23 protein-coding genes and 1 tRNA gene are annotated in these 19,937 nt (G+C 69.8%); 17 read left to right on the forward strand and 7 right to left on the reverse strand.

What is annotated here, in order from left to right; all coding sequences use genetic code 11:
* Positions 1-59 precede the first annotated feature (59 nt).
* A complete protein-coding gene (locus PIR02_12780; GenBank protein WZH35649.1) occupies positions 60-1,277 on the forward strand; it encodes an ATP-binding protein in 1,218 nt (405 codons plus the stop codon).
* The gene (locus tag PIR02_12785) at positions 1,274-1,957 is read left to right on the forward strand and encodes a response regulator transcription factor (protein ID WZH35650.1); all 684 of its coding nucleotides are present in this window, start codon (positions 1,274-1,276) and stop codon (positions 1,955-1,957) included. The genes PIR02_12780 and PIR02_12785 overlap by 4 nt, the downstream gene beginning before the upstream one ends.
* A 66-nt stretch (positions 1,958-2,023) precedes the next feature.
* On the opposite strand, the gene PIR02_12790 is transcribed toward PIR02_12785, so the two are convergent.
* Positions 2,024-2,623 carry a DNA modification methylase gene (locus tag PIR02_12790; GenBank protein ID WZH35651.1) on the reverse strand — a complete coding sequence of 200 codons (600 nt, stop codon included), beginning with the start codon at positions 2,621-2,623 and terminating at the stop codon, positions 2,024-2,026.
* Between the two features lie 143 nt (positions 2,624-2,766).
* Between PIR02_12790 and PIR02_12795 the strand changes: the two genes are divergently transcribed.
* Together PIR02_12795 and ispD are read left to right on the forward strand one after the other, a co-directional pair.
* Positions 2,767-3,249 carry a CarD family transcriptional regulator gene (locus PIR02_12795; GenBank protein WZH35652.1) on the forward strand — a complete coding sequence of 161 codons (483 nt, stop codon included), beginning with the start codon at positions 2,767-2,769 and terminating at the stop codon, positions 3,247-3,249.
* A gap of 61 nt (positions 3,250-3,310) precedes the next feature.
* Entirely contained in the window at positions 3,311-4,492 is a 1,182-nt protein-coding gene (gene ispD / locus PIR02_12800; protein WZH35653.1) for a 2-C-methyl-D-erythritol 4-phosphate cytidylyltransferase, read from the forward strand.
* Here ispD and PIR02_12805 read toward each other — a convergent pair.
* Positions 4,489-4,950: a GNAT family N-acetyltransferase gene (locus PIR02_12805; GenBank protein ID WZH35654.1), complete on the reverse strand. Its 462-nt coding sequence runs from the start codon at positions 4,948-4,950 to the stop codon at positions 4,489-4,491. The genes ispD and PIR02_12805 overlap by 4 nt on opposite strands.
* A gap of 68 nt (positions 4,951-5,018) precedes the next feature.
* Here PIR02_12805 and cysS point away from each other — a divergent pair, with 68 nt between their 5' ends.
* The 3 genes from cysS to PIR02_12820 are packed head-to-tail and all read left to right on the forward strand — an operon-like array spanning position 5,019 to position 8,076.
* Positions 5,019-6,413 (forward strand): cysteine--tRNA ligase, encoded by a 1,395-nt coding sequence (gene cysS, locus PIR02_12810; GenBank protein ID WZH35655.1) that lies wholly within the window; start codon positions 5,019-5,021, stop codon positions 6,411-6,413.
* A complete protein-coding gene (gene rlmB, locus PIR02_12815) occupies positions 6,406-7,404 on the forward strand; it encodes a 23S rRNA (guanosine(2251)-2'-O)-methyltransferase RlmB (GenBank protein ID WZH35656.1) in 999 nt (332 codons plus the stop codon). The genes cysS and rlmB overlap by 8 nt, the downstream gene beginning before the upstream one ends.
* A 30-nt stretch (positions 7,405-7,434) precedes the next feature.
* Positions 7,435-8,076 carry an NAD(P)H-binding protein gene (locus tag PIR02_12820; GenBank protein ID WZH35657.1) on the forward strand — a complete coding sequence of 214 codons (642 nt, stop codon included), beginning with the start codon at positions 7,435-7,437 and terminating at the stop codon, positions 8,074-8,076.
* A gap of 206 nt (positions 8,077-8,282) precedes the next feature.
* On the opposite strand, the gene PIR02_12825 is transcribed toward PIR02_12820, so the two are convergent.
* Together PIR02_12825 and ugpC are read right to left on the reverse strand one after the other, a co-directional pair.
* Positions 8,283-9,605, reverse strand: coding sequence for a DUF4032 domain-containing protein (locus tag PIR02_12825; protein ID WZH35658.1), 1,323 nt, complete (start codon positions 9,603-9,605; stop codon positions 8,283-8,285).
* Positions 9,606-9,689: 84 nt separating this feature from the next.
* Positions 9,690-10,793 (reverse strand): sn-glycerol-3-phosphate ABC transporter ATP-binding protein UgpC, encoded by a 1,104-nt coding sequence (gene ugpC, locus PIR02_12830; protein WZH35659.1) that lies wholly within the window; start codon positions 10,791-10,793, stop codon positions 9,690-9,692.
* 214 nt (positions 10,794-11,007) lie between these two features.
* On the opposite strand from ugpC, the gene PIR02_12835 reads away from it, so the two are divergent.
* From PIR02_12835 to PIR02_12855, 5 genes are all read left to right on the forward strand, one after another.
* Complete coding sequence (locus PIR02_12835) at positions 11,008-12,015, forward strand: thioredoxin domain-containing protein (protein WZH35660.1); 1,008 nt, start codon at positions 11,008-11,010, stop codon at positions 12,013-12,015.
* A 46-nt stretch (positions 12,016-12,061) separates the two neighbouring features.
* A tRNA-Thr gene (locus PIR02_12840) sits at positions 12,062-12,137 on the forward strand.
* Between the two features lie 143 nt (positions 12,138-12,280).
* Entirely contained in the window at positions 12,281-12,463 is a 183-nt protein-coding gene (locus tag PIR02_12845; GenBank protein ID WZH35661.1) for an alternative tryptophan synthase beta-subunit, read from the forward strand.
* A 69-nt stretch (positions 12,464-12,532) separates the two neighbouring features.
* Positions 12,533-12,736, forward strand: a complete 204-nt coding sequence (locus PIR02_12850) for a hypothetical protein (GenBank protein ID WZH35662.1) — start codon at positions 12,533-12,535, stop codon at positions 12,734-12,736.
* A gap of 30 nt (positions 12,737-12,766) precedes the next feature.
* On the forward strand, positions 12,767-13,444 hold the full coding sequence (locus PIR02_12855) for an SGNH/GDSL hydrolase family protein (protein WZH35663.1): 678 nt from the start codon (positions 12,767-12,769) through the stop codon (positions 13,442-13,444).
* 1 nt (position 13,445) lies between these two features.
* Here PIR02_12855 and PIR02_12860 read toward each other — a convergent pair whose 3' ends face one another.
* A complete protein-coding gene (locus tag PIR02_12860; protein WZH38997.1) occupies positions 13,446-15,284 on the reverse strand; it encodes an alpha-amylase family protein in 1,839 nt (612 codons plus the stop codon).
* Positions 15,285-15,445: 161 nt separating this feature from the next.
* On the opposite strand from PIR02_12860, the gene PIR02_12865 reads away from it, so the two are divergent.
* The gene (locus tag PIR02_12865) at positions 15,446-16,384 is read left to right on the forward strand and encodes a DMT family transporter (GenBank protein ID WZH35664.1); all 939 of its coding nucleotides are present in this window, start codon (positions 15,446-15,448) and stop codon (positions 16,382-16,384) included.
* Between the two features lie 228 nt (positions 16,385-16,612).
* Here the strand turns inward: PIR02_12865 and PIR02_12870 are convergent, their stop codons facing one another.
* Positions 16,613-17,149 (reverse strand): nitroreductase family protein, encoded by a 537-nt coding sequence (locus PIR02_12870; GenBank protein WZH38998.1) that lies wholly within the window; start codon positions 17,147-17,149, stop codon positions 16,613-16,615.
* Positions 17,150-17,163: 14 nt separating this feature from the next.
* Complete coding sequence (msrB, locus tag PIR02_12875; GenBank protein ID WZH35665.1) at positions 17,164-17,571, reverse strand: peptide-methionine (R)-S-oxide reductase MsrB; 408 nt, start codon at positions 17,569-17,571, stop codon at positions 17,164-17,166.
* A 73-nt stretch (positions 17,572-17,644) separates the two neighbouring features.
* On the opposite strand from msrB, the gene PIR02_12880 reads away from it, so the two are divergent.
* The 4 genes from PIR02_12880 (at position 17,645) to PIR02_12895 (ending at position 19,857) form a co-directional block, all read left to right on the forward strand.
* The gene (locus tag PIR02_12880) at positions 17,645-18,634 is read left to right on the forward strand and encodes a DUF2332 domain-containing protein (GenBank protein WZH35666.1); all 990 of its coding nucleotides are present in this window, start codon (positions 17,645-17,647) and stop codon (positions 18,632-18,634) included.
* A gap of 10 nt (positions 18,635-18,644) precedes the next feature.
* On the forward strand, positions 18,645-18,899 hold the full coding sequence (locus PIR02_12885) for a DUF3263 domain-containing protein (GenBank protein WZH35667.1): 255 nt from the start codon (positions 18,645-18,647) through the stop codon (positions 18,897-18,899).
* A gap of 35 nt (positions 18,900-18,934) precedes the next feature.
* Positions 18,935-19,519: a LytR C-terminal domain-containing protein gene (locus PIR02_12890; GenBank protein ID WZH35668.1), complete on the forward strand. Its 585-nt coding sequence runs from the start codon at positions 18,935-18,937 to the stop codon at positions 19,517-19,519.
* A gap of 134 nt (positions 19,520-19,653) precedes the next feature.
* Complete coding sequence (locus PIR02_12895) at positions 19,654-19,857, forward strand: cold shock domain-containing protein (GenBank protein WZH35669.1); 204 nt, start codon at positions 19,654-19,656, stop codon at positions 19,855-19,857.
* The last annotated feature ends 80 nt before the right edge of the window (positions 19,858-19,937 follow it).

Here is a 19,937-nt window from a genome sequence, read left to right on the forward strand (position 1 = left end):
TTCGGCATCCCGTGCCTGAACGGCCGGTGACGTCGTGACCTCGCCTTTACGCTGGAGGCATGGAACCACCGCAGCTCTCGCTGCTCGCGCTCCTCGTCGGCCTCCTGCTGGGAGGCGGCATCGTCGCCCTCGTCGTCGGAGCCCTGCGAGCGCGGCATCGTTCGCTGGCGCAGACCACCGTCGATCTGCCCGAGGGCGTGGAGGCGATGCTCGGTGCCATGGACGACCCGGCGTTCGTCTGCGACATGTCGTCGACGGTGCTCGCGCTGTCGTCGACCGCCGGGGTGTTCGGACTCGTCGCCGGTGAAGTGATCGCGAGCGACGAGCTGCGACGGGTCGCTCGCGCGTCGCGCGACACCGGGGTGGCCGTCAGCGAGAACCTCCGCCTTCGCCGGGGCGCCGCTCCCGCGGAACCGCGCCTGGTGGCCGTGCGGGCCACGCCGATCTCTCCGCGGCTGGTGCTCCTGGTGCTCCGCGACATCACCGAGCGCGAGCGCGTGGAAGAGATGCGCCGAGACTTCGTGGCCAACACCAGCCACGAGCTGAAGACGCCCGTCGGTGCGGTGAGCCTGCTCGCCGAGGCGATCGAGTCGGCGTCCGACGATCCCGAGCAGGTGCGGTACTTCTCGACGCGTCTGCAGGCGGAGGTCACGCGACTGGCCGGCCTGGTCAATCGCATCCTGAGCCTGTCGCGCCTTCAGGCGTCGGACGAACTGCGCGACGTCCGTGACGTGTCCATCGACGAGGTCGTCACTTCCGCCGTCGAGGCGTACGCGATCGCCGCCGACTCCGCCCAGGTCACGGTCGTGCGCGGCGGGACGAAAGGACTGTGGGTGCGCGGTGAGCCGCAGATCCTCACCGAGGCTCTCGGCAACCTCGTCGCCAACGCGATCGCCTACTCGCCGAGCGGGTCGAAGGTGGGCGTGGGCGTGAAGCTCGACGACACCGTCGTCGAGATCGCCGTCACTGACCGGGGGATCGGCATCCCCGAAGCCGACCAGCATCGGGTGTTCGAGCGTTTCTACCGTGCCGATCAGGCGCGGTCGCGGCGCACGGGCGGCACCGGACTCGGCCTGTCGATCGTCAAGCACGCCGTGCAGCGTCACGGCGGCGAAGTGCGTCTGTGGTCGCGCCCCGATCGCGGGTCGACCTTCACCATTCGGCTGCCCATGTCCGAACCGCCCGAACTCGAACCCGCACGACCCAAGTCCGGGCGCAAGGGCCGCAAGGCCGCGTCCGCATCGCGCACCGCCCCCAAGAACGGAGACACCGCATGACCCGCGTTCTGATCGTCGAGGACGAGCCCGACCTCGCCGACCCGCTGGCCTATCTGCTGCGCAGAGAGGGGTACGAGGTCGAGATCGCCGAAGACGGCGCCGTGGCGCTCGCCGCTTTCCACGACCGCGGTGCGGACATCGTGCTGCTCGACCTCATGCTCCCGGGGATGCCGGGCACCGAGGTGTGCCGCCAGATGCGACTGTCGTCGCACGTGCCGATCATCATGCTCACCGCGAAGGACTCCGAGGTCGACATCGTCGTGGGTCTCGAGCTCGGGGCCGACGACTACGTCACGAAGCCGTACTCCACGCGGGAGCTGCTCGCCCGCATGCGCGCGGTGCTGCGGCGGCGGACGCCGGATGACACCGACCTCGACGATCGGGTGCTCAGCGGGGGTCGCGTGACCCTCGACATCGATCGGCACACCGTGTCGGTCGACGGCAGCGAGATCAACATGCCGCTGAAGGAGTTCGAGCTGCTCGAGGTGCTGATGCGCAACGCCGGTCGCGTCCTCACCCGCGGCCAGCTGATCGACCGTGTCTGGGGGACCGACTACTTCGGCGACACGAAGACCCTCGACGTGCACATCAAGCGCATCCGCTCACGTATCGAGCAGAGCCCGAGCGAGCCGACCATGCTCGTCACGGTCCGGGGGCTCGGGTACCGCTTCGAGTCCTGAAGCCCGACAGCAATGACGAAGGCGCCGACGGAGATCCGTCGGCGCCTTCGTGGTCTTCCTCGTGTCTCAGGAAGAGGGAGTGGGCGTCGGGGTCGACGTGATGGGCGTCGAGGACGAGCTCGGCATCGGTGCCGGCGTGAGCGAGGTCGGCACCGGGGTCGGCGCGAGGGTGCTCAGGTACTGGACGGCGTCGTCGAGGACGGGCACCTGGATGAGGGCCCCCTCTCCGTCGCCGGACTGGAAGTAGACGGGGACGGTCGAACCCGGGGCCGCGTCGATCCCCTCGAGCAGGAGCGGCTCGACGCCGTTGGCGAGGTCGCCGAGGCTCAGGGTGCGATTGGCGGGGACGGTGACCGAGGCCCGCACGGCCGTCGACCCCTCGCCGACCTCGAGGCGCAGCGTCTGCGGATCGTTGGTCGAGTTGACCACTGCGGCGACGAAGTTGCCGAGGTCGCCCTCGTCGTTCGCCACGATGAGGGCGTTGCGCACATCGAGGGGGCCGGACGCCGCGGGGACGTTGACGCCGTCAGAGGCGGAATAGTCGATCGTCGTCGCCTGGGGCGCAAGGATGTTGCAACCCGTCGTGCCCAGCACGACGGCGGCACCCACGGCGATGGACGCGATCAGGCGCGATTTCACGGATCCTCCCAGGACGACAGACGGCACGACATCATCCTACGGGGTCGTTGCACCGCGGTCCGCTCGTGGGCGCCCTCTCGCGCGCGTGCGTTGCCCCTCGGCGGGGAGGGCGGAACCTTAGCGCATGAGGGCCTGTGGTATCCTGGATGTTGCCGAAAGGACATAACTCCATGCTTTTTGAGGTTGGCGAGACCGTCGTTTACCCGCACCATGGCGCGGCCACGATCATCGAGGTCAAAGAACGCGTCATCAAGGGCGAGACGAAGAAGTATCTGAAGCTCAACGTCACGCAAGGCGACCTCGTGATCGAGGTTCCCGCCGACAACGTCGACCTGGTCGGCGTGCGTGACGTGATCGGCAAAGAGGGTCTCGATCGCGTCTTCGACGTGCTGCGCGCACCGTTCACCGAAGAGCCCACCAACTGGTCGCGTCGCTACAAGGCGAACCTCGAGAAGTTGGCTTCGGGCGACGTCATCAAGGTGAGCGAGGTCGTGCGTGACCTCTGGCGCCGTGATCAGGATCGTGGCCTCTCCGCGGGCGAGAAGCGCATGCTCGCGAAGGCGCGCCAGATCCTCGTGTCGGAGCTTGCTCTGGCCGAGAAGACCGACGAAGACCGTGCGAGCGTCGTGCTCGACGAGGTCCTCGCGTCCTGAGACGCTTCCGACGCCCGCCGCTCCCTCCGAGTGGCGGGCGTCGTCGCGCTAGCGTGGGGGAGTGATCCCCGTGCCCCCTCCGCGCCTCGCAGTCGTCGTCGTCGCCGCCGGTTCCGGCACTCGCCTGAACGGCGGGGCGCCCAAGGCGTTCGTCGCCCTCGATGAGTGGACGATTCTGCGGCACGCGCTCGCGGGGGTGTTCGCCGCGCCCCCGGCGCAGGTGGTCGTGGTGGTCCCTTCCGGCTTCGAGGACGCCGCCCGCGCTGATGCTCTCGCCGTGGCAGATGATCGCGACGATCTTCTGAGCATCGTCGTCGGCGGTCGGACCCGTCAGGAGTCGGTGGCTGCCGGCCTCGCGGCCCTGGGCGACGAGGTCGAATGGGTCCTCGTGCACGACGCGGCGCGCGCCCTGACTCCCGTCGCCGTGTTCGAGCGGGTCATCGACTCCCTCCAGCACGGAGCCCCGGCCGTCATCCCCGCGCTCCCCGTGGTCGACACCATCAAACGCGTGGACACCGACGGCGTGATCGTCGCCGCTGTCGATCGCGCCGAGCTCGCGGCCGCGCAGACGCCGCAGGGCTTCCGGCGCGAGGTGCTCGCGGCGGCGGTCTCGGCCGCAGACGCCGACCACACCGACGACGCGGCCCTGGTGGCTGCCGCCGGCCACACGGTCGTGACGGTCGCCGGGGATGCGAACTCCTTCAAGATCACGACCACCCCCGACCTCGAGCGCGCGCGGGGTCTCGTTCGCGCCGACCGCTCGGCCCTGCTCGCGCCGCGTGTCGGTATCGGTACCGACGTCCACGGGTTCGGCGGCGAGGGATCCCTCTGGCTCGCAGGCCTCGAGTGGCCGGGTGAGCAGGCCCTCTCCGGTCACTCCGACGGAGACGCCGTGGCCCACGCGATCGTCGACGCCCTGCTGGCCGCGGCCGGCCTGGGCGACATCGGGACGCACTTCGGCACGGATCGCCCCGAGTTCGCCGGCGCCCATGCCCCCGCGTTCCTGTCGCACACGCTGGGGCTGCTGGAGGCGGCCGGGTGGCGCGTCGGCAACGTCTCCGTCCAGGTGCAGGCGAACCGCCCACGCTTCGCCGGTCGCCGTCTCGAGGCGGAACAGGTGCTGTCGAGCGCTCTCGGCGGAGCGCCCGTCTCGGTCAGCGCCACCACCACCGACGGTCTCGGCTTCACTGGCCGCACCGAGGGGGTTGCCGCGTTCGCGACGGCGATGGTGATCGCGCTCTAGAGCTCGCGCGTCATGAAGGTCGACAGAGGATCCGGCTCATACGGCGGGAACGGAGGGCACTCGACGAAGCCCTCGCTGGCGTACAGCCGGCGGGCGGCGACGAAATCGTCGGTGCTCCCGGTCTCCAGCCACAGACTCCGGATGCCACGCTCTCGCGCCTCGGTCACGAGGTGGCGCAGGAGTGCCCGTCCGATCCCCTGGCCGAGGAACCGGTCCTCGACCCGCATCGATTTGAGCTCGGCCCGATCGTCGTCGAGGACCGACAGGGCACCGATCCCCGCCAGCTCCCCGTCCACCCAGGCTGACCACAGCTGGATGCCGGCGCCGCTGAGCCCGTCCAGGTCGAGCGCATGCATGCTCTCGGGCGGGGTGTTCTCGAGCATGCCGCTGAGGTGGGCGGTGACAAGGGTGCGCGTGGCGACACCGGAGAGGTCGTCGGGGCGGATCTCGAGGGGCACCTGTCGAGCGTACTGAGGTCGTGTTACAGGCTCGGGTCGCGGACAGGGGCGGCCGGTAGGCTAGGGCGGTGACTGTTCGGCTGTATGACACGAAAGCGCAAGCCCTGCGCGACTTCGTCCCTCTCGACCCCTCGAACGTCACGGTCTACGTCTGCGGTCCCACGGTGCAGTCCGGACCGCACATCGGTCACGTGCGCGCCGCTCTCGCCTTCGACCTGCTCCGTCGATGGCTCTCCCACCGTTTCGGCCGGGTCACCTTCGTGCGCAACGTCACCGACATCGACGACAAGGTGCTCGCGAACGCCACCGACGCCGAGCCGTGGTGGGCCTTGGCCTATCGCATGGAGCTCGAGTTCACGCGGGCCTACTCGGCCATCGGCATCCTGCCCCCGACGTACGAGCCCCGCGCGACCGCCTCGGTCACGCAGATGCAGGAGCTGATCGGCGAGCTCATCGAGCGGGGTCACGCCTACGCCGCCGCCGGTGATGTCTACTTCGACGTGCGCTCGTGGCCCGCCTACGGGGAGCTGACCCGCCAGAGCCTGGATGCCATGGAGCCCGCCGCTGACGCGGATCCCCGCGGTAAGCGCGATCCCCGTGACTTCGCCCTGTGGAAGGGGACGAAGGAGGGCGAGCCCGCGTCGGCCACCTGGGCGTCGCCGTGGGGGGCCGGGCGACCCGGCTGGCACATCGAGTGCTCGGCGATGTCGCGCCGCTATCTCGGCGCGGAGTTCGACATCCACGGCGGCGGTCTCGACCTGCGTTTCCCGCACCACGAGAACGAGATCGCGCAGTCGACCGCGGCGGGCGATGCGTTTGCGCGCTACTGGGTGCACAACGGTCTCGTGACGGTCGACGGGCAGAAGATGTCGAAGTCGCTGGGCAACTTCACGCTCGCCGGCGACGTGCTCGACGCGCACGACCCGCGGGTGGTGCGGTATGCACTCGCCGCGGCGCACTACCGCTCGAGCCTCGACATCTCGGACCGCGCGTTCGCGGAGGCGGCCAGCGCCCTCGAGCGCATCGCGACGTTCGGGCAGCGCGTCCTGCGCGCCGCCGACGCCGAGCCGATCGTCGTCATTCCTGGCGAGATCCCGGCGGCGTTCGCCGCGGCCATGGACGACGATCTCGGTGTGCCCCAGGCGCTCGCCGTCCTGCACGAGACGGTGCGCGCGGGTAACGTCGCGCTCGACGCGGACGACCTCGAGGCCGCGATCGCGGCTCATCGCGCGGTCGCCGCGATGCTCGGCATCCTGGGACTGGATGCCGGCGAGCCCGCCGTCGCGACGGGATCGAGCGAGGCCGCTCTCGATGCCCTCGTGCACGAGATGATCGCGCAGCGCGCCCAGGCGCGCGCCGACAAGGACTGGGCGGCAGCCGATCGCATCCGCGATGCGATCGCCGCCGCCGGAATCACGCTGGAGGACACTCCGGCCGGAACTCATTGGAGTATCGATGGCTAAGCCAGGACGCCCGGGCGCACGTAACCCCGGCAAGAAGAAGGGCCCCCTCAAGGGGACCGGCGGGCACTCCCGCAAGGCGCTCGAGGGCCGCGGCCCCACCCCCAAGGCGGAGGACCGCGCCTGGCACCCCGCCGGCAAGCGCAAGGCCGCAGAGGAGCGGTACGCCGCTGCCGGCGGCAAGGGCCGGCCCGGTGTCCGCGCGGTCGGGAGCAACTCCACCCGCAAGAGTCCCAAGGCTGCCGACGACACCGAAACCGTCACCGGCCGCAACTCGGTGCTCGAGGCGCTGCGCGCGAAGATCCCCGCCACCGCGTTCTACATCGCGCAGCGCGTCGAGATGGACGACCGCGTCAAAGAGATGCTGTCGATCGCGACCAACCGGGGCATCCCCGTCCTCGAGGTCACGCGTCCGGAGCTCGACCGTATGGCCGGGTTCGACGGCGTGCACCAGGGCGTCGCGCTGAAGGTGCCGCCGTACACGTACGCGCACCCGCAAGATCTCCTCGAGCAGATCATCGACCGCGGAGAGGTTCCGCTGCTGGTCGCCCTCGACGGGGTGACCGACCCGCGCAACCTCGGCGCGATCATCCGCTCGACCGGTGCCTTCGGCGGGCAGGGGCTGATCCTTCCGCAGCGCCGCTCCGCGAGCGTCAACTCGGCCGCGTGGAAGACCAGCGCGGGCGCGGCGGCGCGCATCCCGGTGGCCCTCGCGGCGAACCTCACCGCGACGCTGAAAGAGTTCAAGAAGCAGGGCGTCTTCGTGCTCGGTCTCGCCGGTGACGGCGATGTCTCCCTGCCGGAGCTCGAGCTGGCCGATCGTCCCGTGGTGATCGTCGTCGGCTCCGAGGGCAAGGGCTTGTCGCGCCTGGTCACGGAGACGTGCGACCAGGTCGTGTCGATCCCCATCTCCACCGCCACCGAATCGCTGAACGCCGGCATCGCGGCATCCGTGGCCCTGTACCAGGTGTCGACGCTCCGCGCGGCGCGCTGACCCCACCCGACCGATCCCGAGAGGAACGACATGACCCGTATCGCCGTCATCGGAGGCACCGGCTACGCCGGGAGCCACATCGTCACCGAGGCCGTCCGCCGCGGACACACCGTGGTCTCGATCGCCCGCTCGGTTCCCGCCGAGCGCATCGAGGGGGCGACATATCTCGAAGGCACCGTCCTCGACGTGCCCGGCCTCATCGCCCAGCTCGAGGGCGTCGAGGTCGTCGTGTCGGCGGTCGCACCACGCGGTGACATGGAGGGCAAGCTGCGCCCCGCCATCGCCGAGCTCGTGACGGCCTTGCCCGAGAACGTCCGCGTGGGCGTCGTCGGCGGCGCCGGCGGATCGCTCGTGGCCGAGGGTGGGCCGCGCCTCATCGACACCGAGGGCTTCGCCGAGGAGTACAAGCCCGAGGCCCGCGAGGCCATCGGCATCCTCGAGGACCTCCAGGCCGACGACACCGGTCGCGACTGGTTCTACATCCACCCCGCCGGCGGCTTCGGCTCGTGGGCCCCGGGGGAGCGCACCGGCTCCTACCGCGACGGCGGCGACGTGCTCGTCGTCGACGAGAAGGGCGACTCGTTCATCGGCGGCGCCGACTTCGCCGTCGCCGTCCTCGACGAGATCGAGAACCCGAAGCACACCCGAGGTCGCTTCACCGTCGGGTACTGACCCGCTCGTCCACGACGGAGGCCGTGGCATCCCGGATCGTTTCCGGATGCCACGGCCTCCGTCGTTTCGGCTGGACGTCCGGGCCGGCGGTGCATCGCGAGATCACCCGATCGGCGCGAGGTCACACGATCCGCGATGCCACGATCGCGTGACCTCGGCGGGATCGTGTGATCTCGCGATGCGTCGTGCGCGCGGAGGGCGGCGACTCAGACGAGGTCGCGCCAGTCCACGACGTCGGTGTCTGTCGTGGGCACTTCGCCCGTGGCGGGGGCATCGGCGTCGGAGACGGTCGGCAGCGACATCGTGTCCGTCGGCGGGCCCATCACCGTGGCCTCGTCGCGCCGGTGACGCAGCACGTCGTCGATGTAGGAGGTGACGACCTCGGCCAGGGGCACCGAGCGCCCCCGCGCCTGCGACATGTACCAGCGGTGCTCGAGCACCTGATGGAACACCTCGGCGGGCTCGAGCTTGGCGCGGAGGTCGAAGGGGATCGACATCACGATCGGCTCGAACACCCGGGTGAGCCACTCGTGGGCGACCATCTCCTCGTCGGCGCCGAGCCGCGAGACTCGGGCACGGAACTCGTCGAGGTCGTTCAACAGACGCCGGGCTTGGTTCTCTTCGACGTCGAGTCCGGTCAGCCGCAGCAGACGGCGCTGGTGGTGTCCGGCATCCACGACCTTCGGCTGGATCGAGACGCGGGTGCCGTCGCTCGTCGTGCTGATCGACATCTCGCCGATGTCGAACCCGAGGGCGTTCAGCCGGTGCACGCGTTCGGTGATGCGCCAGGACTCGTCGACAGCGAACGATTCCTTGTCGGTGAGAGCGCCCCACAGGGAGTGGTAGGACGACACGAGTCCGTCAGCGATGGCCACCGCATCCAGTCCGCCCTCGAGGCGACCGCCGGCCTCGAGGTCCATGATCTCGCCGGCGATGTTGGTGCGCGCGATGTCGAGATCGTGTGCCCGCTGCCCGGGGCTCAGACGGTTGCCGTGCAACTCGCCGGTCTCGGCGTCCACGAGGTATGCCGCGAACTCGCCGGCGTCACGGCGGAACAGGGTGTTCGACAGAGAGACATCGCCCCAGTAGAAGCCGACGTTGTGCAGTCGCACCAGGAGCACGGCGAGAGCGTCGACCAGACGGGTGGCGGTATGAGGCCGCAGCACCTGCGTGAACAGGGCGCGGTAGGGGAGCGAGAAGCGCAGGTGCGCGGTCACGAGCGCCGCGGGCAGGGGGCGGCCCGAGGCATCCGTGCGTCCGGCGATGACGGCGATGCGGTCGACGCAGGGCGCGTCGAGCCGGTCGAGGTTGCCGAGCATGTCGTACTCGCGGCGAGCCATCTCTTCGGTGGTCTCTTTGATCGCGACGACGCGGCCGGACAGGTTCGCGAAGCGGACGAGGTGTCGAGAGATGCCTTTGGGCAGCGCCACGATGTGGTTGCTCGGCCAGTCGGCCAGCGAGGTCGACCAGGGGAGCTGCAGGAGCCCGGGGTCGACGGCGCTGGCGGTGATGCGGAGGGATTCGGACACGGTGTCTCCGGGGAAAACAGGTGCGGCGCGTCTTCGTCCCGTGACCTGAGTCAGGAACGAAGACGCGCCGCAGCGGTGCGTCGGTCAGGCCGAGGCGATGGCCTTGTCGGTCAGGCGGTCGCCGGAGGTGGCGTCGAACACGTGAACGTGTCCGGGCACCGGGGCGAGGACCACGGTCTCGCCGGCGTTGGGGTGACGACGGCCGTCGACACGGGCGACGAGGTCGGTGCGCTTGCCGTTGATGTCGGTGTGACCGTAGAGGTAGCCGTCGGCGCCGAGCTCCTCGACGAGGTCGACGACGACCGAGAGGCCGCGGCCGTCGGCCGGGGCGACCTGGATGTCCTCGGGACGGACACCGATGGTGACCTCGGACCCGTTGGCCTTGCCGATGACGTCGGCCTCGACGGGGACGACCAGGTCACCGAAGCGCACGCCACCCTCGGCGAGGTCGACCGCGAACAGGTTCATCGCGGGCGAGCCGATGAAGCCGGCGACGAAGACGTTCTTCGGCTTCTCGTAGAGGTCGCGCGGGGTGCCGACCTGCTGGAGGAGGCCGTCCTTGAGCACGGCGATGCGGTCGCCCATGGTGAGCGCCTCGGTCTGGTCGTGCGTGACGTAGACCGTGGTGACACCGAGGCGGCGCTGCAGCGACGCGATCTGGGTGCGCGTCTGGACGCGGAGCTTGGCGTCGAGGTTCGACAGCGGCTCGTCCATGAGGAACACCTGGGGCTGACGCACGATGGCGCGGCCCATGGCGACGCGCTGACGCTGACCACCCGAGAGGGCCTTCGGCTTGCGGGTCAGGTACTCCTCGAGGTCGAGGAGCTTGGCGGCCTCGAGCACGCGAGCCGCGCGCTCCTCCTTGCCGACGCCGGCGATCTTGAGCGCGAAGCCCATGTTCTCGGCGACGGTCATGTGCGGGTACAGCGCGTAGTTCTGGAAGACCATGGCGATGTCACGGTCCTTCGGGGGCACGTCGGTGACGTCGCGGTCGCCGATGAGGATGCGACCCGAGTTGACCTCTTCGAGACCGGCCAGCATGCGCAGCGACGTGGACTTTCCGCAGCCGGAGGGGCCGACCAGGACCAGGAACTCGCCGTCGGCGACCTCGAGGTTCAGCTTGTCGACCGCGGCACGAGTGCCACCGGGGTACAGACGGGTTGCGTTGTCAAATGTGACGGACGCCATTTTCTCTTCTCCTTCACCGGCAGGTACGTGCCGGACGATCCGTAGTGAATGGAATGAGCGGGGGCGACCCCGCGCGCCCGACGTTGGACGCAAGGGTCAGTATGTCATGCGTCTGGGCTTTTCTCAGCCAGCCTGGCTAGCATCGATGCTCGTTCGCCCCAACCCGAGCGTTCCCCAGATTTGTTGCGGCCACTGTCCGTGCCCGAGAGGTTCCATGTCCAACGACCAGACACCGAATGTGCCCGCCGAACGCGATCGCCGGGAGGCGGTGCGTGAGAAGGCGCAGCAGGTGAAGGCTCGACAGGCTCGCCTGCGCATCGTCCGTCGCTCTTTGCTCGGTGTGGGCGCGGCGGCGGTCGTCGCGGTCGGTGCCGTGGCCGTGACCTATGCGGTGTCGTCGAACGGTTCCCGCTCGCAGGCGCTTCCCGACGCGGCATCCGACGACGGATTCGTCGTCTCGAGCGCGACAGGCCTCGCCGACCCGCTGGCGGCCCAGACGATCGACGGAGACGCGTCGACCCTGGCCGCCGGAGCGACGGCGACGCCCGAGCCCTCGACCACTCCGACACCGTCGCCGACGTCGACCGCCGCCCCCGTCGACATCCGCGTCTACGTCGACTACCTCTCGACCGAGGCGCGCGAGTTCCAGGTGGCGAACGCCGAGCAGCTTTCCAAATGGGTCGACGAGGATGCCGCGACCCTGACGTACTACCCGGTCGCGATGCTGACCTCCAAGTCGAACGGCACGAAGTACAGCCTGCGGGCCGCCGGGGCCTCGGCCTGCGTCGCGACCCACGCCTCGGACCGCTTCTTCGCGTTCAACCACGAGCTGCTCACCAACCAGCCCGCGGTGGACTCGGAGGGCTACAGCGACGAGAAGCTCGCCGACATGGCGCAGGGCGCCGGTGTCAGCGACATCGCGACCGTCCGTTCCTGCATCGAAGACGAGACGTACACCGGGTGGGCCAAGGCCGCCACGGACCGCGCGATCAAGGGTCTGCCCGACACCAAGGGGCTCGCTCTGACGACGCTGCCCACGGTGCTGGTCAACGGCACGCCGTACGTGGGACACATGGACGACCCGAAGGAGTTCGCGCAGTTCGTCCTGACGATCGACAGCAACGCGTACTACTCCACGGCGACGCCCACCCCGACGCCCGCGCCCTCGGGGACGTCGTCGGCCACGCCGACGCCGACCCCGTCGACGACACCCGCCGGCTGAGCCGGGCGCGGGAGCAGGTTCCCGCGATCGCTAGACTTGGTGGTCTGCCGGCTTGGCGCAATTGGTAGCGCACCGTACTTGTAATACGGGGGTTGCAGGTTCAAGTCCTGTAGCCGGCACCAGAAGACCCGTTCGAGCGCACAGCGCGGCCGGGCTCGTGGCGTCCGGTCGTGTCAGCGAATTCGTATGCACTGTTCACACGTCCGGAACATTCCCGGTGCCGCGCCTTTCGCTGGCGGTGGGATCCTCCCGAAGAGGAGGACTCATGGCTCGCACGCGCGTCGTCACGCACGCCTATCGTTTTCCCGGGGGGTGGGAGGCAGTCAAACATGAACGGCTCACGCGCGAGTACGCGCAGGGACTGAGCGCGCAGGGATTCACCATGGTGCGCGCCCGGCGCGGATTCTTCGACGTCCGCGAGGTTTCGCTCAGCTGGTACACCGCCTGAGAGGCCGACACCGTCGGATCCGTCTTGTGGGGGAGGCGGGAGGACGTCGGCCTGTCGTAGCGTCGCAGGATGGGGACCGACAAAGCCGACAACTCGACGTACATCTGGGTCGCGATTCCTTTTTTCACGCTGGCGCTCACAATGGGACTCGCGATGAACAATTGGGCGCTGGGATTGCCGTTCGGGGTCCTTGCGCTGACTTTCTTGGTGATCGGGCTCTCGAAACCGTCGACTCCGGACGCTGAGGACTCCACGGGTCCGGGGGAGAGCTGACCCGGCTCACTCACCGCATAGGATCGCCGGGTGGGGGAGACGACGAACCGGCGACGAGTCGCATGGGCGGTGGGTGCCGTCCTCGTTGCCGTGGCGCTGGTGGCCGCGGGAGCCGCGGCCGTTCGCCTGTCAGGAGGATCGGGTCCCCTCGAGGTGTCCCGCGGCGATGACGGGGTCGCGACGGTGCTGGTCAGCGGCGACTCCCTCGCGGCGGCCTTCTTCGCCACGACTCCCGACCAGGGCTTCGTCCCCCTCGTCACCGACGCGATCGGTCCCGCCACGATCACCGAGGCCGCGCAAGCGCATCAGACCCTCACGACGGTCGCGGCGATCACCGACGTCCCGGCCGACGTCGACCTCGCCATCGTCGAGCTCGGAACCAACGACGTCGGCGAACAGACTCCGCTGAGCGACTTCGACGCGCAATACGGCGCCCTGCTGGACCGCATCCGTTCGTCGTCGCCCGAGGCCGCGATCGTCTGCCTCGGCACGTGGACCGGATGGGGCGACGATTACGACACCCTCATCGAGCGCGCGTGCGTCGGCCACGGCGGACGCTACGTGGCCCTCGGCGGGCTGTTCCGCGACACCACGAACCGGGGCCCCGAGGGGCGTGAGACGTTCCTCGGCGCGGGGGACGACTTCCACCCCAACGACGCGGGTCACCGCGCGATCGCGGATGCGATCCTGGCGGTGCTGAAGCCCTGACTCAGCGCAACGCGACCCGCAGCCACGCCACACCGTGCGCGGAAAGCGTACGGCCCGCGCGGAGCGAGGTGGGTGTGCCCGCCACGAGGTCGACCGCGTCGGGCATGAGGCCCGACAGGGTCAGCGGGGCGATGTGGACGGCGTGATCGCCGACGTTCGCGAGCACGAGCACCGCACTCCCCGCGCTGCCCGGGCGCAGGAATCCGACCACGCGATCGTGGTGCGCATCGAAGGCGATCAGCTCGTTGCCCCCGAACTCCGGCGTGCCGCGACGCACGTCGATGAGGCGTGACAGCCGCGCGAAAACGCGTCCCGCGGGGGTCGTGGCATCCCCCCGGTCGGCGTACGCCCGCTCGGGGCGGTGCGGCCGGTGGACCCAGCGGCTGTCGCCGGCCTCGTCGGGGCGGTCGCGGAACCCATAGTCGTTCAGCTGTGCGACCTCGTCGCCCAGGTAGAGCAAAGGAATGCCGCCGGTCGAGAGCGCCAGAGCGTGCGCGAGCACCACGCGGTCCTCTCCACCGGCATCGCCCGCCTCGATACCGGCGAGGGACGCCGTGGTGCCGATGACGCGGGCATCACCCGTCCGGGGATTCTCTTGGAACGGCACGCCCCGCGCGAAGGTCCCCTCGGCGCGACCGACATAGAAGTCGTTGAGGAAGCGACGGTGCGGATAGCCGTCGATACCGAGCTCGGCGGCATCCTCGTCCGCGAAGGTCCAGCCGATGTCGTCGTGGCTGCGTACGTAGTTCACCCACGCGGTGCCCTCGGGCAGCGCGTGTCGACGCTCGAGGGCCTGCTGCAGCAGACGGCCGTCGCGTGTGGCGAGCGCCTCCCAGGTGAGGGCCATCTGCAGCGGGTTGTACGAGAGCTGGCATTCGTCGGGCGAGATGTACGAGATCACCTCGTCGGGGTGCACGATCGCCTCCGACTTGAACAGGAGCCCAGGAGCGGCCATCCGCAGCACGGCGTTGAACGCCTGCAGCAGCAGGTGCGCCTCGGGCAATGACTCGCACGGCGTGCCGAGCTGCTTCCAGATGAAGGCCACGGCATCCATCCGTAGGATCTCCACGCCCTTGTTGGCCAGGAAGAGCATCTCGCCGGCCATCGCCTCGAAGACCGCGGGATCGGCGTAGTTGAGGTCCCACTGGAAGCGGTAGAACGTCGCCCAGATCCAGCGGCCGTCGTCGAGCTGCACGAACGACCCGGGGTGGTCGTCGGGGAAGATCTCGCGCGTGGTCTGCTCGTAGGTATCCGGCTTCTCGCGGTCGGGGAAGATCAAGTAGAAGTCTTCGTACCCGGCGACGCCCGCGACGGCCTTCCGCGCCCACTCGTGCTCGTTGCTCGTGTGGTTGAAGATGAAGTCGACCACGAGCGAGATACCCGCACGCCGCAGGTCGGCAGCGAGCGCGGCGAGTTCGTCCATCGTGCCGAGCGCGGGGTTCACACGACGGTAGCTCGACACCGCGTAGCCGCCGTCGCTGTTGCCCTCGGGGCTCTCGAACAGCGGCATGAGGTGCAGGTAGGTCAGTCCCAGCTCGCGGAAGTACGGGATCCGCTCCCGGATGCCACTGAGCCCGCCCGCATATCTGTCGACGTAGCAGACCCCGCCGAGCATCCGTTCGCTCTCGAACCAGTCGGGTGAGCTGTCGCGCTCACGGTCGAGGGCGCGCAGGTCCGCCGGGCGCTGCGCCCACGACCGGCGGGCGAGGTCGACGACGGATGCCAAGCGCTCCAGACCGTCGGGGCGCTCGCCGTAGAGACGGTGGAACAGGTCGTGCAGCCGTGGCAGGTGCAGCTCCCCGTGGGCAAGGAACTCGCCGTCGCTGTCGGCCGCATGCAGCTCGCCGAGCAGCTGCGTGACGTCGTGGGGTCCGGGGCTGAGCTGGGTCACGGGTGACAGCTTGACGCATCACGGCGGGCGCGGTCGGGTTCGGCGCGCGTCGCGCGGTCGGCACCCTACGATCGACGAGGACCCTCGGCCGAGGGCGCGAGAGGAGCAGAGTGTCGGAGCGCGGTGCGATCGGCGTGGCCGTCGGGGGAGCGGTGCTCATCGGCGCGCTCACGGCGCTGCAGGCGCGCATCAACGGCACCCTCGGCGCGGAGCTCGGAGACGGCATCGTCGCCGCGGCCATCTCGTTCAGCTCCGGTCTGCTCATCCTCATCGCCCTATCGGCGCTGCTGCCGGAGGGACGACGCGGGTTCGGCCGTCTCGTGCACGGTGTCCGGTCGCGGTCGCTGCCGTTCTGGATGCTGCTGGGCGGCCTGGCGGGCGCGTTCACCGTCGCGAGTCAGGGTCTGACCGTCGCGACCATCGGAGTCGCCCTCTTCACCGTCGGCTTCGTCGCAGGACAGACCACCGGCGGGCTCGTGCTGGATCGGGTCGGATACGGTCCCGCGGGGGTGGTGCCCGTGACGCCGCGTCGCCTCATCGGCGCGCTGCTGGCGATCGCGGGCGTCGTCGTCTGCCTCTCCGGCGACGCGCTCGGAGGCGTGCCCTGGTGGATGCTCGTCGTGCCCGCGGTCGCCGGGGCCGGGGTGGCCTGGCAGCAGGGCACGAACGGACGCCTGCGTGTGCGGGTCGAGAGCCCGCTGACGGCGACTCTGGTGAACTTCGTCGGCGGCACCCTCGTGCTCGTCGTCGCCGCGGCGGTGCACGTCGCAGCGGTGGGGGCACCCCGCACCGTCCCGACCGATCCGTGGCTCTATGCCGGCGGCGCCGTGGGCGTGGTGTACATCTTCCTGTCGGCGGTCGTCGTCCGGCGCACGGGCGTGCTCCTGCTGGGTCTCGGGTCCGTCGTGGGCCTGCTGAGCACCTCGGTTGTGCTCGACGCCCTCTGGCCGGCGCCCGCTGCTCCGTCGACTCTCATCGCCGTCATCGCGGCGGCGGTGGCCATCGCCGGGGTCGTCGTGGCGGCCCTGCCGCGACGACGGCGCGGCTGACGGGGCGGGCCGGCCCGGCCCGGGCTGCGTGCCGGGTCTCCGCGACCGCGCACGGTGGGCGAGGCCGCGTACGGCCGAAGAGGCCGCCCGGCCGCCGAGACCGCACGCGTTTGTCGAGACCGCCTGCCTTTATCGCGAAAGGAGTGCGGTCTCGGACAAACGTGTACGGTCTCGGCGCAGCCGTACACGGCCGCACGCGCTCTCGCGAAGCGCGCGCGGTCTCGCGGGTCAGTCGGCCTTGCGCTTCTTCGCGCCGGGCAGACGCGAGATGTGCTTCGCGGCGTCCACGGTCTTGCGTCGGATCGGTCGTGAGCGCTGCGGCTTCCCGCCGACGTAGAGCCACCCCAGCAGGACCTCGTGCTTCGAGAGGCCGTGCGCCTTCGCCAGCGCCTTGCTGCGGGTCTTGTCGTCCGTGCGCCAGAAGACGCCGAAGCCCGCCTCGTCGAGCGCGAGGCTCAGCATGTGGGCGACACCGGATGCCACGGCCTCCTGCTCCCACGCCGGGATCTTCTTCGACTCGAGGTTCGCGACCACGGCGAGGACGAGGGGGGCGCGGCGGGGCTTGGAGGAGTATCCCTTCTTGCCGTCGGCCTTGTTCAGCGCGCGCGCGAGGATGTCGCGGTCACTACCCCGGATCTCGATGATCCGCCAGGGTCGCAGCGACTTGTGGTCGGCGACGCGCCCCGCCGCGGCGACGAACGCCTCGAGTTCGACACTGGTGGGAGCCAGATCGGTGACCTTCGACCAGGAGCGGCGATCGCGCATCGCCTCGAGTGCGCTCACGCCTTCTCGTCCGGGGTGAAGGAGAGCGACAGCGAGTTCATGCAGTAGCGGTCGCCGGTCGGGGTGCCGAAGCCGTCGGGGAACACGTGGCCCAGGTGCGAACCGCAGTTCGCGCAGCGCACCTCGGTGCGCTGCATGCCGTGGCTGTTGTCTTCGATGAGCTCGACCGCCTCCGGGCGCACCGACTCGTAGAAGCTCGGCCACCCGCAGTGCGAGTCGAACTTCGTTCCGCTCTGGAAGAGCTCGGCGCCGCAGGCGGCGCAGGTGTAGAGACCGGCGCGGCTCTCGTCGAGCAGTTCACCGGTCCAGGCGCGCTCGGTCCCCGCTTGGCGCAGCACCGCGTACTGCTCGGGCGTGAGCTCTTCGCGCCACTGGTCGTCGGACTTGTCGACGGCGTAAGTCATGGAAGGTCCCCTTCTTTCGGTCCCCATTCTCTCGCGCCAGAGCGCGGTCAGGTCGGCGCGGCATAATTCCCGGATGCACTTGGATGCCACGACCGCCGTCGTCGAGCGTTACCGACGCTTCGCGCGCGAGGAGGCGACGGGCCGTTCCGCCCTGTACGCGCTCTGGGCCGAACGCGTCGTCGAGGAGGAACCGCTCGCGGCGACTCTCGCCCGCATTCCGGAGACGCGACGCCAGCCGCCGCTGGTCTTCGCCGTCATGCGTCTGCTCGGGGCTCCCGAGCAGGACCTCGATGAGTGGACCCGGTGGGTCGTCGACAACGCCGATGCCCTCGTGGCCGAATGCGGACGCCGCAGCGTGCAGACGAACGAACCCCTCCGCTGCGCCGCGCTTCTGCCGGCCCTCTCGCTCATCGACGGTCCTCTCGCGCTGCTCGAGGTCGGGGCGAGCGCCGGTCTGTGCCTCTTCCCCGACCGCTACTCGTACCGGTACCACCGCGATGGCGGCGAGGTCGCTCTCGATCCGGCGGACGGCCCGAGCCCGGTCGTGCTCGACAGCGAGCTGGAGGGCTCTCCCGTCCTCCGGATGCCACAGATCGTCTGGCGCGCGGGCATCGACCTGCATCCGCTGGATGCCCGCGCGTCTGAGGACCGGACCTGGCTGGCGGGGCTCGTCTGGCCGGGGGAGGAGGGGCGGCGCGAGCGGATCGTCGGTGCGCTCGACATCGCGGCATCCGATCCGCCCCTGCTCGTCGAGGGCGATGGCGCGACCGACATCCCCGCGCTCGCCGCGGAGGCACCGCGTGACGCCACCCTCGTCGTCACGACCCCCGGCGTCCTCGCGCATGTGCCGCGGGTGGGACGCGCCGACATCATCGCCGCCGCGCGGGCCGCGGGGCGTTGGATCACCCTCGATGCGCCGGGGCTGCACGCCGGATGGACGACGACGCCCACCGTCCGCCGGGGCGGCTTCGCCCTCGCCCTCGACGGCGAGGTTCTGGGGGAAGCCGATCCGCTCGGGGCATGGGTGGCGTGGCATCCGGAGCGCTGGAGCGGGCCGCAGTAGCGTAGGTTTCGTGATCCTTTCCGACCGAGACCGCGACATCCTCGCCTTCGAGGGTGAATGGCGGCGGCACGGAGGAGCGAAGGAAGAGGCGATCCGCAGCAGGTTCGACATGCCGCCCGCCCGCTACTACCAGTTGCTCGGGCGCCTCATCGATCAGCCTGAGGCCCTCGCGCACGATCCCATGCTCGTACGCCGCCTGCGGCGTCTGCGCGATGGGGAAGCAGACCGAGGTCGCGCACACCGTGACCGTGCGATGACCCTCTGACGGGGGACAAAGGCAACGACCGGTAGCATCGTCCAATGGCCAGATCGACCTTCCCTCGGGATCGCTTCGACGACCTCCCCGCCGAATCCGGCCGCGTCGGTGCCCATCGCGCCGAGAACCCGCATCTGCGCGGATGGGTGGTCTTCCTGTGGGCCGCCGTGGCCACGGTCGTTCTGATCGTGGTCGGGATCTTCGGAACCCTCGTGGTCTCGGGGCGGATCTCGCTGGGTTCGGAGCCCGTCGCCACCCCGACCATCGCTCCGTCGACGCCGGCGCCCATCGACACCTCGTACTCGGTCGTCGTGCTCAATGGGACGAGTGACGAGGGCTTGGCCGGAAACCTCCGCGACCAGATCATCCAGGCCGGGTGGGCGGCCGACACCGTGCAGACCGGTGACTCCGACACGACCGATTTCGCGTCGACCACGATCTACTACCTCCGCGCCGACGACGAGGCGGCCGCGCGTGGTCTCGCCGACGCGATCGGGGGAGCCGAGGTCGCGCAGAGCGACTTCCTGCAGCCGACCGACGACCCGGGAACGCCCGACGACGAGAGCGCCGAGAAGCGCCTCATCGTCGTCATCGGCCTCGACCGCGCGGCCGCTCAGCCCACTCCCTGAGGCTCCCGGCGCCCGCGTGTTTCCGCGGCGTAACAAGTTGGCTGCACGCGTGTCAACAATGCCGCTGACGGCCGTTTCGCGCCGTATCCGCGTGCTTACGATGACCTCGTCATCCAGCAGCACAGGAGATTCGCATGACGCAGGGCACCGTCAAATGGTTCAACGCCGAGAAGGGTTACGGCTTCATCACCGTGACGGACGGCCAGGACGTTTTCGTTCATTACTCGAACATCGAGATGTCGGGCTTCCGCGTCCTCGAGGAGGGGCAGGCGGTGGAGTTCACCGTCGGTTCCGGCCAGAAGGGCCCGCAGGCCGAGTCGGTGCGGTTGATGGCCTGAGACCACGTTTCCCGACGCCGTGGCATCCGTTCGACGGATGCCACGGCGTCGTGCTGTGCGGGCGGCGACGCGGCTTGCAC

It is taken from the genome of Microbacterium enclense, from assembly GCA_038182865.1.
Taxonomy (GTDB): Bacteria; Actinomycetota; Actinomycetes; order Actinomycetales; family Microbacteriaceae; genus Microbacterium; species Microbacterium enclense_B.

Bases quoted from the DNA above. Each gene is read 5' to 3' on its own strand.
- ugpC (WZH35659.1), bottom strand. From the start codon at position 10,793: ATGGCGTCCGTCACATTTGACAACGCAACCCGTCTGTACCCCGGTGGC.
- PIR02_12820 (WZH35657.1), top strand. From the start codon at position 7,435: ATGACCCGTATCGCCGTCATCGGAGGCACCGGCTACGCCGGGAGCCAC.
- PIR02_12880 (WZH35666.1), top strand. From the start codon at position 17,645: ATGCACTTGGATGCCACGACCGCCGTCGTCGAGCGTTACCGACGCTTC.
- PIR02_12795 (WZH35652.1), top strand. From the start codon at position 2,767: ATGCTTTTTGAGGTTGGCGAGACCGTCGTTTACCCGCACCATGGCGCG.
- PIR02_12850 (WZH35662.1), top strand. From the start codon at position 12,533: ATGGGGACCGACAAAGCCGACAACTCGACGTACATCTGGGTCGCGATT.
- PIR02_12780 (WZH35649.1), top strand. From the start codon at position 60: ATGGAACCACCGCAGCTCTCGCTGCTCGCGCTCCTCGTCGGCCTCCTG.
- PIR02_12785 (WZH35650.1), top strand. From the start codon at position 1,274: ATGACCCGCGTTCTGATCGTCGAGGACGAGCCCGACCTCGCCGACCCG.
- PIR02_12870 (WZH38998.1), bottom strand. From the start codon at position 17,149: ATGCGCGATCGCCGCTCCTGGTCGAAGGTCACCGATCTGGCTCCCACC.
- rlmB (WZH35656.1), top strand. From the start codon at position 6,406: ATGGCTAAGCCAGGACGCCCGGGCGCACGTAACCCCGGCAAGAAGAAG.
- PIR02_12895 (WZH35669.1), top strand. From the start codon at position 19,654: ATGACGCAGGGCACCGTCAAATGGTTCAACGCCGAGAAGGGTTACGGC.
- PIR02_12835 (WZH35660.1), top strand. From the start codon at position 11,008: ATGTCCAACGACCAGACACCGAATGTGCCCGCCGAACGCGATCGCCGG.
- PIR02_12845 (WZH35661.1), top strand. From the start codon at position 12,281: ATGGCTCGCACGCGCGTCGTCACGCACGCCTATCGTTTTCCCGGGGGG.
- PIR02_12890 (WZH35668.1), top strand. From the start codon at position 18,935: ATGGCCAGATCGACCTTCCCTCGGGATCGCTTCGACGACCTCCCCGCC.
- msrB (WZH35665.1), bottom strand. From the start codon at position 17,571: ATGACTTACGCCGTCGACAAGTCCGACGACCAGTGGCGCGAAGAGCTC.